This is a genomic window from Simiaoa sp. (assembly GCF_051972595.1).
Lineage (GTDB): Bacteria > Bacillota > Clostridia > Lachnospirales > Lachnospiraceae > Acetatifactor > Acetatifactor hominis.
On the sequence record NZ_JBOKRY010000041.1, the window covers coordinates 1 to 13,958 of the forward strand.

General features: G+C 47.5%; 9 protein-coding genes. All 9 read right to left on the reverse strand.

Going from position 1 to position 13,958, the window contains the following annotated elements; genetic code table 11:
* Positions 1 to 202: 202 nt before the first annotated feature.
* The 9 genes from ACTRDR_RS12205 to ACTRDR_RS12245 all read right to left on the reverse strand — a co-directional run bounded on the left by ACTRDR_RS12205 (position 203) and on the right by ACTRDR_RS12245 (position 13,957).
* Positions 203 to 1,570, reverse strand: coding sequence for a S1C family serine protease (locus tag ACTRDR_RS12205; RefSeq protein WP_440527816.1), 1,368 nt, complete (start codon positions 1,568 to 1,570; stop codon positions 203 to 205).
* A 175-nt stretch (positions 1,571 to 1,745) separates the two neighbouring features.
* The gene (gene glmS / locus ACTRDR_RS12210; protein ID WP_176865979.1) at positions 1,746 to 3,572 is read right to left on the reverse strand and encodes a glutamine--fructose-6-phosphate transaminase (isomerizing); all 1,827 of its coding nucleotides are present in this window, start codon (positions 3,570 to 3,572) and stop codon (positions 1,746 to 1,748) included.
* Positions 3,573 to 3,574: 2 nt separating this feature from the next.
* Positions 3,575 to 4,513 (reverse strand): glycosyltransferase family 2 protein, encoded by a 939-nt coding sequence (locus tag ACTRDR_RS12215; RefSeq protein ID WP_440527818.1) that lies wholly within the window; start codon positions 4,511 to 4,513, stop codon positions 3,575 to 3,577.
* Positions 4,514 to 4,640: 127 nt separating this feature from the next.
* Positions 4,641 to 5,864 (reverse strand): LCP family glycopolymer transferase, encoded by a 1,224-nt coding sequence (locus ACTRDR_RS12220; protein WP_440527819.1) that lies wholly within the window; start codon positions 5,862 to 5,864, stop codon positions 4,641 to 4,643.
* A 28-nt stretch (positions 5,865 to 5,892) separates the two neighbouring features.
* Positions 5,893 to 7,299, reverse strand: a complete 1,407-nt coding sequence (locus tag ACTRDR_RS12225) for an undecaprenyl-phosphate glucose phosphotransferase (protein WP_440527821.1) — start codon at positions 7,297 to 7,299, stop codon at positions 5,893 to 5,895.
* A gap of 101 nt (positions 7,300 to 7,400) precedes the next feature.
* On the reverse strand, positions 7,401 to 8,393 hold the full coding sequence (locus ACTRDR_RS12230; protein WP_440527823.1) for a glycosyltransferase family 2 protein: 993 nt from the start codon (positions 8,391 to 8,393) through the stop codon (positions 7,401 to 7,403).
* Positions 8,390 to 9,814 carry a glycosyltransferase gene (locus ACTRDR_RS12235; protein WP_440527825.1) on the reverse strand — a complete coding sequence of 475 codons (1,425 nt, stop codon included), beginning with the start codon at positions 9,812 to 9,814 and terminating at the stop codon, positions 8,390 to 8,392. Before ACTRDR_RS12235 ends, ACTRDR_RS12230 begins: the two co-directional genes overlap by 4 nt.
* 244 nt (positions 9,815 to 10,058) lie before the next feature.
* Positions 10,059 to 11,780 carry a phospho-sugar mutase gene (locus tag ACTRDR_RS12240; protein ID WP_440527827.1) on the reverse strand — a complete coding sequence of 574 codons (1,722 nt, stop codon included), beginning with the start codon at positions 11,778 to 11,780 and terminating at the stop codon, positions 10,059 to 10,061.
* Positions 11,781 to 11,893: 113 nt separating this feature from the next.
* Positions 11,894 to 13,957, reverse strand: a complete 2,064-nt coding sequence (locus tag ACTRDR_RS12245; protein ID WP_440527828.1) for a glycosyltransferase family 2 protein — start codon at positions 13,955 to 13,957, stop codon at positions 11,894 to 11,896.
* Position 13,958 lies beyond the last annotated feature (1 nt).

A 13,958-nucleotide genomic window follows, 5' to 3' on the forward strand; every position in this document is an offset into this window, starting at 1 on the left:
TATCGTGTCTTACGTAATCCCGCCTGCAAGCAGTCGGTTTTCGTAATCCACGATCCTTGCACTGCTCATGCCTACGCTTATTATATCTAATTCGAATGACTGCTACAAGTGAAGTTTTTCTAAACAAAATCCCCGGGAGAGCCAGTTGGTCTTCCGGGGATTATTCTAACTATCCGATTTTTGTGATTAAAAACCGCTATATTTATTTTTTGTCTGCAGGTCTGCTGCCCAGTGTCAGATTCAGTTCTACAGATACATATTCACCGTTCTGAGGTCTCTGTACCGTTATGGTTGCGGAATCACCGGCTGCATAGTACTGTAATGTCTTCTGAAGATCAGAGTAGGACGAGATGCTGCTGCCGTCGAATTTGGTAATGATATCACCTTTCATGATACCGGCATTCGCTGCTGCACTGCCTTCCTCTACGGATACTACATAGATACCTTCCGGCATGTTGTACATCTGAGAGATCTGGGAAGTTACTTCCTGCAGAGAGATGCCGATGTAACCGACTTCATCCTCAGCTACTTTGGTTCTGGTCTGACGCTCCATCAGGTCTGCAATGATGGGACTTGCAGAAGTGATAGGGATTGCATAACCCATACCTTCTACGGTAGTACCACCAATCTTGTTGGAGTTGATACCGATGACCTCACCGTTCATGTTCAACAGTGCACCGCCGGAATTACCGGGGTTGATGGCTGCGTTGGTCTGGATGAAAGTACCGGTAGCACCGTTCTCCAGAGTGATCTCACGATTCAGGGCACTTACGATACCGTTGGTAACGGACTGGCCATATCCAAGAGCATTACCGATAGCAATCACCGGCTCACCAAGCTTCAGGTCATCACTGCTGCCCAAAGTAGCAACGGTAATGGCATTCTTGGTATCATCGCTCAGATCATTTAAAGATACTGCGATCACTGCCAGATCCATATCGGAATCCAGTCCTTTGACTTGTGCCTGTGCTTCACTGCCGTCGATAAAAGTAACGGTCAGCGTATCTGCGCTCTCTACTACGTGGTTGTTAGATACGATCAGCAGTTCATCATCCGTCTTGCCTACAATGATACCGGAACCGCTGGCTGCTTCTTCCTGTGTATACTGCTGTCCGAAGACATTTGCTGTCTCAGTAAAGTTATTCACAATCGATACCATGGCAGGCATAACCTTCTCCACCACATCAGATACATCAGACTCTACATAAGTAACGTTGGTCGCAAGCTGCGGTGTACTCTGGCTGCTCTCTGTTGCAGCTTCGGAAGTGACCTCATCTACCACTGCGGTATCCGTACCGGTCTTAAGCATCCCGGTACCCTGCTGTACCGCATAGAAACCGATACCGGCAAACAATCCGAAGAAAAGTCCCAGACTGACACTTACCACAGCTTTCCGGAAATAACCTCCATGCTTTTTGGGGTTCTTAGGTTCTGTATTGCTACCGGTGCTTCCGCCCATCTGGTATGTGGTGTAACCGTTTGCACTTCCCGCAGCGCTTACTCCGCTGAATGTACCGGTTGTATTTTTATCTCCGGTTTCATAACCGGAAAAATTATCATTCTCGTACATAATGTTTCCTCCTATCCTATCTGTAAGTGAGAAATTTTTTACTATTTCCATTTCTTCCTCTCACCTTATGAACATAGTATATCCACCAAATGTGACCGAATTGTGATAACTTTCTGAAGCAATTATGAAAGATCAAAAAATCCGAAGACGTTTTCACCTCTCCGGATTTTCCTTGTTATTCAACCGTAACGGATTTTGCCAGGTTTCTGGGCTTATCTACATCGCAGCCACGTCCCACTGCCACATAGTAAGCAAACAGCTGCAGAGGAATGATTGCCAGGGAATTAGTAAAGTACGGATTCGTCTCGGGAATGTATACCACATAATCCGCTGCTTTCTCGATGGCCTTGTTGCCCTCGATGGTAACCGCCATGACAAAAGCACCTCTTGCCTTTACCTCTACCATATTACTGATGGTCTTCTGGAACAGAGCCGGCTGGGTTGCCAATGCCACTACCAGGGTGCCATCTTCGATCAGGGAAATGGTGCCATGCTTCAGTTCTCCGGCTGCATAAGCCTCGGAATGAATATAGGAGATCTCTTTTAACTTCAGGGATCCCTCCAGGGAAATCGCATAGTCAATGCCACGTCCGATGAAGAAGATATCTCTTGCGCCCACATAACGGTTGGCGAAATGCTGGATCTTCTCCTTCTGTCCCAGCAGCAGTTCGATCTGATCCGGCAGACATCTCAGGTCAGCCAGCATTCCGGCGAACTTCTCCTGATCAACGGTTCCACGCACCTTGGCGAACTTCATAGCCAGCATGTAAAGTGCGGTCAGCTGTGCACTGTAAGCCTTGGTCGTTGCAACGGCGATCTCGGGACCTGCCCAGGTGTACATAACACTGTCAGCCTCTCTGGCGATGGAACTGCCGACGACATTGACGATACCCAGTACCTTGAAGCCCTTTTCCTTGGACTCCCGTAATGCTGCCAGAGTATCCGCCGTCTCACCGGACTGGCTGATGACGATGACCATATTGCCCTTCTGCAGGATAGGATCTCGATAACGGAATTCGCTTGCCACGTCCACCTCTACCGGGATTCTTGCCAGACCTTCGATGACATATTTTGCGGTAACACCGGTATGATATGCAGAACCGCATGCCACAATATGAATCTTTGTGATCTCCTTAATCTCTTCATCACTCATATTCAGTTCTTCGATGACGATATCATTATCCTTGATACGGGGAGAAATGGTATCGTTGATGGTCTTAGGCTGCTCGTAGATCTCCTTCAGCATGAAGTGCTCATAGCCTGCCTTCTCGGCCGCATTGGCATCCCAGTCGATGGTAACCGGCTGTTTTTCTAATTCTTCTTCATCTACGGAGAAGAAACGCAGACCATCCCGCTGTAATTCCACGACTTCCTGATTGTCTACATAATATACGGTTCTGGTGTATTTCAAAATAGCGGGAACATCGGAAGCGATAAAGCTGCCGTTTTCGCTCTTACCTACGATCAGAGGACTGTCCTTACGGGCTGCAAAGATCTTATCCGGCTGGTCTGCGAACATAATTCCCAGTGCATAAGATCCTTCCACACGGTGAAGCACTTTGGTGATGGCTTCCAGGGGGTTTCCTTTATAATAGTAGTCTAACAGATGTGCCAGTACCTCGGTATCTGTCTCGGATACGAACTGATAGCCCTTATCCTGCATCTTTTTCTTCAGGGGAATATAATTCTCGATAATTCCGTTGTGTACTACGGCGATCGTTCCCGCATTGTTCATATGGGGATGGGAGTTGATGTCACTGGGAGCGCCATGAGTTGCCCAACGGGTATGTCCGATGCCGGAAGTTCCCTTCATATTTGCACCGCCATGGGTCAGATTCTCTAAAACCTTCAGTCTTCCCACTGCCTTTTTGGTGTTGATCTTCTCACCATCAAAAATGGCCATACCTGCGGAATCATATCCACGGTACTCCAGTTTGGACAGACCGTCTAAAATGATCGGTGCTGCCTGTTCTGTTCCAATATATCCTACGATACCACACATAGTCATGCATCCTTTCTGTTCTGTTTCCAGTATTCTTTGTTGGAAGTAAAAGCAAGAACCCATTTTTTCGGGAGCCTGCGATAATTCTTACCTAATAGATAGCCTGCATATTTACAGGCACATTGTATATAAAAATGGGGCAATTTTGCGGTCATATGTTGTTCCCGCAGATATGCCGTCACATCTTTCACCATCCGTTTTCCTTCGGATTCCGAAGGATACGCCGCAAACACTTCCGGGTGCTCTGCCTGGGATACCCCCAGATCGAAATTCCTATGGAACTGCTGCCCATTGGTATAGTTATGGGAGTGTACAACCTCAGCATCCGCCGCATAAGCGATCGAATAGCCGGCTTCCACTGCCTTCGCCGCGTAGATCATGTCTTCATTAAATATGGTATGTCTGACAAATCCGCCCAGTTCCTCATAAATCTCCCTGCGATATGCCGCACACACATTAGAGCAGAAAAAAGTCTTGATACCCAGGGTCTTAAGATCCTCCGCGGATTTGATCCGGGATCTGTCCGGATAATTGAATTCTCTGGTATAGCTTTCTACCGGTGTGGAATCTTTTCTCGGCAGCTGTCTGGCATAGGATACTGCGGTGCTGCCCTGCAGAGGTTCGATAAGATTTTCTATCAGCTTATTATCTACCGGCATGGCATCCTGCGTCATCATGACAAAGACATCGGCGGAAGACTTTTTCACGCCCATCCGTCTGGTTCCGCCATGGTCGAATTCCCGTTTGGACACATGATATACTTTTATATTCTGATACTGCTCTAAAAATCTGGTTCCGTAGATCAGCTGTTCAAAATACTTCTCCTCCGTATTTAAGAGGATCACCTGATGTACCGGCACGCTCTGACTGCCAAGCTTATCCAGTAATGTAAATAATTCTTTCCCCGGTTTATACAGAGGAATAACCACATCGATCTCCATGACAGAGCGCTCCTTACTTTCCAATCTCTGGTTTATTATACTTTATCGCAGTCGGTTACACAAGTTTTTTTCTAAAACAGAAGGGAGCCCCGATCTATTCGGAAGACTCCCTTGTATTCCAGTTCGCTTATTTATTCAGGTACGGTGATGTGTCTGCATTAATCTTTCTGCTGTATTCCTTTACACTGTCGGTAACAGTATAGTTCGCATCATCAAACAGGAACTGATGGAGCCATACTACATTGCTCTCCAGATCCACAGGGATAACACAGCTTCCCTTAGCACCGATGTTTCCGGTGTCACGCATGGTCTCCTCGGGGAAACCTCCCTCATCCACAATACGATAATTTGCAATATTGCTTAACAGATCCAGGATATCCTTGGAATCCAGGCTGGTGTAGATATCATCGATCGCATTATTGAATACCTTGGAAAGTGTTGCGTAATCTGCTTTCTTCGCCTGATCTTCAATTGCCTGAATGACCTCACGCTGACGGGCAGCACGCTTGAAATCGTTACCTGCGGTATAACGGATACGGCAGTAAGCAGTAGCCTGCAGACCGTTCAACAGCTGCGTTCCGGTCTCGGTTACCGGTGTATAGTCGCACTTCAGTACTTCTGCAATACCGATCTGATAGTTATTGATATGCTTGATCTCCTCGGAGTCCACATCAATATAGATACCGCCCAGACCATCGATAACTTCGCTCAGTCCCTTATATCCTACGGTTACAAAATTCGTAATATCCATATCCAGGTTCATGTTCAGCATCTTAACTGCCTGCTCCGCTCCGCCGTAGGAGTAAGCTGCGTTAGCTTTCTGATAAGAATCGGTACCGATATTCAGGTAGGTATCACGATATACGCTGACCAGCTTGATATCACCGGTATCCATATTAACACTGGCGATCATAACGCTGTCGCTTCGGCTGCCCTTGTACAACTGGCTTTCCTTAGTCGCATCTACGCCGAACAATGCGATGTTCATATAGCCCTTCATGGTCTCGTCCTGCTGTACTTCTTCGGGAATCCGGAGTTCTTCGGTCTCTAAGACAGTGAATTTCGGGCCTTCATTATTGGTATGTGTCATTACCAGATACAGTACTGCTACCATGACCAGGATCACTACGATCTCTATGCCAAAGATGATAACTTTTCTTCTCTTCTTGGCTGCACGCTGCTTCGCGGATGCTCTCTTTTGTCCGTAACTGCTGCCGGCAGGTCTCGATCCGGAAGGTCTCTGTCCCGCAGGTCTCTGTCCCGCAGGTCTCTGTCCATTTCCGGAAGGTCTTCTTCCGCTTCCGGCAGGTCTCTGACCATTGCCGCCATGATTGTTAGAATTTGTTGCCATCTTGTTTTCTCCTTGCATTCGTAAATATTTAATAAGCATTTTTATTGATGAATCCGGTGAAGAAGGTCATCAGAATAATCTTAATGTCAAACCCTACTGTCCAGTTCTCAATATAATAAATATCGTATTCGATCCTCTTCTTGATGGAGGAATCGCCGCGCAGACCATTCACCTGTGCCCAGCCGGTCAACCCCGGTCTTACCTGATGTTTTACCATGTAACGGGGAATCTCTTCCTTGAACTTCTCCACGAACTGGGGGCGTTCCGGTCTCGGTCCCACCAGACTCATATCTCCCTTAAGGATATTAAACAGCTGCGGAAGCTCGTCAATACTGGTACGCCGTAAAATCTTGCCGATTCCCGTGACACGCGGATCGTTCCGCACTGTCCAACCCTTTTTCTCTTCCGCCGCCGACTGCATTGCCATACTGCGAAATTTATACATGTAAAACGACTTATTATGAAGTCCTACCCGTTCCTGCTTGAAGATCACAGGTCCGGGACTGGATAGTTTTACCAATATAGCCGAAAGTAACATGATCGGTGAAGTAATGATAATACCGAAGATGGAACCGACAATATCCATTGCCCGTTTGATCATCATGTTACCGGTATTCGTCAGGGGCACATAACGGATATTGATCACAGGCAGTCCCATCAGGTCCTCTGTATAAGGTCTGCTGGGGATCAGACTGCTGTAATCCGGAATGAATTTCGTGTGCACACCGGACTTCTCACAGATGTCTACCACACCCTCCAGATAATCGTAATCCTTCAAAGACAATGTAATAGCGATCTCATCCAGCTTGTTTTCCGGCAGAATGTATTCCAGATTGCCAAGTGTTCCCAAGACTTTTACCCCTTTGTAGGTGGTGCCTCCCGGGATGTGTTCATCCAGAATACCGCACACCACATATCCCCATTGAGGATTCGCAAGTATCCGGTCGATATATTCCTCCGCTGCTCTGGAATACCCCACCAGCAAAATATGCTTCAGGTTGTATCCCTTTTTACGCATAGACCGTAAGGCTTTGCGCATGAAAATACGGAATACGGAAGTCAGAAACACATTCAGGACATAAAAAATCGCCATGACGGATCGTGAAAAGTTGATCTCACGGATGATCATATACAGGATAATGATCAAAGCCGCCAGGCCAATGGTATTTGCCTGCAGAATGCTGTATATCTCATGTCTGCGGCGGACGGTTCGCTTCGGAGAATACACGTTGCACCGGTAATACAGGAACATATACCCGGGTACAATAAAGGGAAGCAGCATGTAGTAATCCTGAATCGGCAGGACACCGATCCCCGGACCGTCATTCAATATATAAAATTTGATATAATAGGCAAGGACAAAGGATGCTGCTGTGATCAGCGCATCTATTATCACAAGAAGCCTGTTAAAGACTTTCTGGTTGTCTTTTATCATATAGGTCACCCAATCTGTAAGTCTGAAAAGCTTCTTTTTAACGATTTCATTCTACAATAACAGTGTTTTTTTCTCAACTTAAGAATTTATGAAGCAAATTCTTAAGATTTCATAAGAATTCGAAAAATGTTCAGGTACAGCTGCCACTGGATCTTCACATAGTTCCACAGATGACTCCATTGAAAGCGCACTTTCGTCTGCTTTCCCACAGGTCCGACAGATCTCTTCAGACCATTCAGCAATCCCTTCAGGTATAGTTTTCCCATTCTCTTCTTGCAAAAAAACAGAAATTTTATGCCAAATCCAAGCAAAAAAAATGGCAGATTCAGGATCCACTGAAAAAGCGGCATGTTTTTCCCGATGACACAGACATTATTAGCAGAGGACAGTTCTGTCTTCCGCATATTATACCGGGACCCAGTGGATGCACTGCCATAGTGCAGTACAGCTGCCGCAGGCTCGTACCGGTTCTCATAACCGTAGATCCGGGCGCGGTAACCGATATCCAGGTCCTCCAGATAGGCAAAATGGTTTTCATCAAAATAACCGATCTCTTCAAATACGGAACGTCTGTAAATTGCTGCTCCTCCACAGGCGGAAAATACGCTGACATTTTTTTCGTATTTGTCTGCCGGGCGTCCTTTTCCGCGGGAATACGCCCATCCCAGGACGCAGTAACGATCCCCGGCATCATCGATAAGCTCCGGCTTATCCCACATGAGCATCTTCGCACTGACGGAAAATATCCTCTCGTTCTCACGGATGGCATCGTACAATCCCCTCAGAAATCCCGATTCGACTTTGGTATCATTATTTAACAGAATCACATAGGGACTCTGTGCCTTACGGATTCCCAGATTCACTGCATGGCAGAAGCCGGTGTTTTCAGACATCGGGATCAGGTGCACTCTTACTCCCGACTTCCTGCACCATTCCTTCTCCAGATATTCCACACTTCCGTCCACGGAGGCATTATCGATGATCAGCACTTCGTATTCCGGAGCGTTCTCCTGTCTCTCACACAGAGAGGTCATGCACTCCGGCAGATATTTCATTCCGTTGTAATTTGGTATAACAACTGTTATTTCACTCATAATGTCTTACACTCCCCCGGATATTCCGGCAGATAAAGCAATCTTCCCTGTTGCCGTAATGCTTCGGACAATCGCAGACTTAAGGTTCGGATGTCCACTCCTGCCGGCAGTACAGTTACATCGAATACCGGTTGCTCTCCCGGGTGCCTTCGTATCTCAGTATACGGAACTCCCACAATTTTCTCGAATACTTCCTGGCAGGAAGGCTGAATACGAATACAGCGAAGATCCAGCGCCTGCGCATCCTGGGACAATTCCGCTCTGTGAAGATATCCTCCGAATCCCTGCCACAGCCCCTCGTAGAACACCTTTCCCTCCGCAGTCATTCTGCCGCCGATGATCTTGCCAGTCTTCCCGGACAATACTCTGCCCCCCACGGCTGCCACATCCGCGCGGTTCTGTAATACGTCTGTATACTGTAAACGATAAAATCCCACATGCCTGGTCTCACAGGCAGTCGCAGGGATCCCCCGCAGTGCGGCATGATCCCGCAGAGCCCGAAGGCCCGCCTCGTAAGCGTATTTTTTGCTGTGGGGATTGGCTGCCGTAGATGCCTCGTGGCATCTCCAGTGATACAACACTTTGGGGATATGAAGAATGCTCTTCTCCCCGGCCTGCCCGTCCGTCGTCAGCACTTCTGCCACAGCCCGTAACACCAAGTCATAGTCCTGGGCGCCGTCACATTCCGGTCGGAATTGCAGTCTCTTCATCAGTTCCGCATCCATGACCAGAAAATGACAGATATAGTTATTGCTCAGAATTAAATCGTAATTAAAGTTTTCTTTATGATTCGGATCATAGTATCTTGTCTCTTTTCCGTCGCACTTATCCTCATCCGAATAGGCGAAGGTGACTTTGACACCTCTGTCATATGCTTTGGTGACCGCGTCTGCCATTTCGTACAACGCATCCGGTGTCAATACATCATCATGATCCAGCAGCCCGATGTACGCTCCCTTCGCATAGGGAAGTGCCTGATTGGTATTGGCAGCAATTCCCGCATTTTCTTTCAGATGCACATAGCGGATCCTGGGATCTGCTGCGACAGGTTCTGTCTCCCCATCCGTCGGCTGCTCCTTCAGGAATCCCTGCTGCATCAGTGTCTCCTCCACACTACGATCCTCTGTTGCATCCGCCAGGATCAGTTCCCAGTGGGGATAACTCTGTACCATAATGCTTGTTATCATTCGTTTCAGATAGGTCTCCGGAGTCCGGTACAGTGGTACCAAAATGCTAAAGGTAATGGGATTGTCCCATTTTCTGTCACTCTGCTTTTCCAGTTCCTCTTCCGAACAGGGCACAAAAAAATAGCGGTCTGTCTCTGTCAGGCGCTCCCTCACAGAGATCCAGGTTTCCCTCAGGCCGTTACGTTGCAGATAATATAGAGTTTTCTTAAGGTTTGCCTTGTTTAGCTTTGCCACAGATACCTCCGAGTTTTTAGAAATAGCAACAGCAGCCACCATTCGCAAAATCGCTCTTACGAGCTTTCCTTTTGCTCATGTTGGTTATCTCGCCCTATAAATAGTATTGTATATTCTTACGAACGCAAGCGTTCGACGTATATGCAATACTATTTACACTGCTCTGCTGTTGCCGCAAAAGAGCAAATCGTCCTGTCCGGACGATTCGCTCTTAAAAGACTATACTAATTTATAAAATTCTCACTTATAATACTGCCTTTACATCCTCGGTCAGCTTCTCTACCTTAGCCTGTGCATCCTCTAAGCTGGTTCCCTTGACACCCATGTAGAACTTGATCTTGGGCTCGGTTCCGGAAGGACGTGCACAGCACCATGCATTATCGGGAAGCTCGAAGTACAGAACATTGGACTTGGGAAGCCCTGTGGTGGTCTTCTCGCCGGTCTCCATGTCAATGATGACATCGTTCTGGTAATCGCGGAACTTCTCTACCTTCAGATCTCCGAATGCCTTAGGAGGATTCTTACGAAGCTTCTCCATGATCTCGGCGATCTGTCTTGCACCGTCGATACCCTTCATGGTGATGGTGTACTGGGTCTCCTTGAAGTAACCGTACTTCTCATACATGGATACCATCATATCCCACAGAGTCATGCCATGCTTCTTGCAGTAAGCTGCTACTTCGCACAGACACATTACCGCTACAATAGCATCCTTATCTCTTGCGTGGGTACCTGCCAGACAGCCGTAGCTCTCTTCCAGCCCAAATACATAGTTGTTGCTGCCGGTCTGCTCGAAGAGCTTGATCTGCTCGCCAATGAACTTGAATCCGGTCAGTACCTCGATCAGCTTTACACCGTAAGTCTGTGTAATAGGCTTGGTCATGTTAGTGGTAACGATGGTGGTTACCAGGGCAGGATTCTCGGGCATGGTACCGGTTGCGGTCTTCTCTCTTAAGATATATTCTGCGATCAGCATGCCGGACATATTACCGGTAAATGCCACATACTCGCCGGTCTTAGTATCTTTTGCATAGACACCCAGACGGTCTGCATCGGGATCGGTTGCCAGAACGATGTCTGCATCCTTCTCCTTCGCCAGACGTAAAGCATAGGTAAATGCCTTGGGATCCTCGGGGTTCGGATAATCCAGTGTGGTAAAGTTCGGGTCCGGATTCTCCTGCTCGGGAACCACATAGACATGCTTGAAGCCTAACTCGGACAGGATACGTCTTACCGGCTTGTTACCGGTACCGCATAACGGAGTATATACGATCTTGATGTCATCTGCCATTTCCTTGATAACATCGGGATGAATGATCTGCTTCTTCAGCTCTGCCATGTACTTATCATCGATCTCTTTGCCGATCACTTCATAGAGTCCTGCTGCCACAGCATCCTCTCTGCTCATGGTCTTCACGGTATGATAATCCTTGATAGACTGTACTTCGGTAATGATGTCCTTATCGATAGGAGCGGTTACCTGTGCGCCGTCCTCCCAGTATACCTTATAGCCGTTGTACTCAGGAGGGTTGTGACTGGCGGTCACCACAATACCTGCGGTGCATCCTAACGTCCGAAGGGCAAAGGACAGTTCCGGGGTAGGTCTTAAAGATTCAAAAATGTATGCCTTGATGCCGTTGGCTGCCAGACATCTTGCTGCCTCATCAGAAAACTCGGGAGACATGCGGCGGGAGTCGAATGCAATTGCCACACCCTTACTCTGTGTACCGCGCTTGATAATATAATTGGCAAGACCCTGAGTTGCCTTACGAACGGTATATACATTCATACGGTTGGTTCCCGCACCGATCACACCACGTAAGCCGCCGGTACCGAATTCCAGTTCCTTGTAAAAACGATCTTCCACTTCTGCTTCATTGTTACGGATTGCCAGAAGTTCATCCTTGGTCTTCTGGTCAAAATAATCATCATTTAACCAGAAATTCAGTTCGTCCATATAACTCATTTTCCTATCCTCCTGCTTTATCGCTATCTTTCAATATCTTTCCATATCTTCAGTAAACGCTCTCCGGTGATATTTTACCATAGATTCCCTCTACTGAAAAGAACTATTTAATGTCAGCTAACTGCCGGATCCTTCAGTGCGTAATCGCTGCGGTCAAGGGAGAAATTCGGATTGTAATATGGATCTCCCGCTTCCAGTTCGGCCTTCCATTTTTCACGGAAATGCTCGGATTCTTTGTTGTAGCGCTCGGCTTTCTCCCCCTGATCGTCCAGTCCTCTGGAGATAGATTCGTAATGATACAGCTCCGCAAAAGGAGTCCACACATTCAAAAGTCCCAGTTTACGCAATTTCAGGCAGAAATCAACATCATTTAAGGAGATCACAAAGCTCTCATCCAGGCCACTCACCTGTTCATACAGACTCTTTTTCACTAACAGGCAGGCACCGGTCACAGCTGTAACGTTCTGGGTATAACACAGACGTCCCATGTAGCCCAGGTTCTGTACCGGAATACGGTAATGGGTATGTCCTGCGGTACGGTGTGCTCCCAGTCCGATGACCACACCGGCATGCTGGATCGTCTTGTCCGCATAATACAGCTTGGCACCTACGGCACCCACATCCTCTCTCTGGGCATACATCAGCATCTCTTCCATCCAGTTGGCCGTGATAACCTCCGTATCGTTATTCAGTAACAGGATATATTCCCCGGAAGCATAGGATACGCCCAGATTGTTTACTGCGGAATAATTAAAATCTCCATGATAGGTCACTACAGAAATGCGCCCGTCCTCACTGTGCAGGATACCGCCGTCATGGCCGCAGACTGTATGCAGCTTGCATCTTTCTTCATAAGAATCGTCACCGGACAGTCCTAACAGTTGGGAATAATAGTCCCGGATCTCGGGTGTGGTACTGTTGTTCTCCACCACAATGATCTCTATATTACTCCAGGTACTGTTCTTCTGAATTGAAGTGATACAGCGTTTCAGATCCTCAACGTGATCCTTATTGGCGATCACGATGGAGATCTTCGGATCTCCCAGAATCTGATAACGAATACGGAAAATCGTGGCACAGGCCCTGGTACTGGTAATCTGAAAATGCTTAAAGCCATGCTTTTTCAGATGATCCGCCACAGCCCCCTTTGCCGCCTCAATGGCATAAGGTTTCGCGTCAATGCTGGCTGCAGTACTGCCCTCATGACTTCTCCAGTAGTACATCAGTCTTGGAACATGAACGATCTTTTCCGCTCTGTCGGTGAGACGCAGGATCATATCGTGATCCTGGGCACCATCAAATGCGGTACGGAACAGTTCCTCTCCCTCTAACAGCTTTCTGGAAAAGACGCTGAAATGGCAGATATAATTATTTGCCCGCAGATTGTCCGGTGCATAGTCCGGCTTAAAATGCATGGTCAGCATCTTGTTAATGTCGTTTTCTTTGAATGTAGTCTCATCACAATAGAGATAATCCGCTCCCTGCTCATTGATCTCCTTCACATACGCATACAATACGGAAGGATGTAAAATATCATCCTGGTCAAACAGTCCGATATAATCTCCGGTAGCCAGCTTGTAGCATTCGTTGGTGTTATAGGAGATACCGCCGTTATGATCCAGGTGCTTATAGACAATACGACCATTCGCCTTCGCCGCGTACTCCTTGCAGAGTTCCTCGATATAGGAGTGCTCCGCGTCGGAACCGTCCGCCAGACACAGTTCCCAGTTGGGATACGTCTGGTTCATGACGCAGTCCAACATCTGGATCTGGAACTCTCTCTTATTGTTCCACAGGGGAACGAGAATACTGATCTTCGGCATATAAGGGAATATCGTCTCTTCTTCCTTTTTCCGCTGCTCCGCATCAGGAAAGCTTCCGGTTCCGTAGGACTCCATCAGACTCTTCTGGCGGGTCTTGTTGCGGAGCTTACGCAGGATATCCTTCGGTCCGCCGCAATGGGACAAGCGATCCTTCTGTCTCTGTGCGAAATGGATCAGGCTTCTCGCCGGACCTGTGGCTTTCCAGAATTTATTCTTTTTGATCCGGTCCAGTTTGAACTGCAGGTCCTCTTTTTCCGATTCCAGCACTACGATCTTATCTGCCAGGTCCGCACATTTCTCGTGCTCCCTCTCGTAGGCTTCCTTATAATTTATCTCTGTATTGTTCTCTGACATA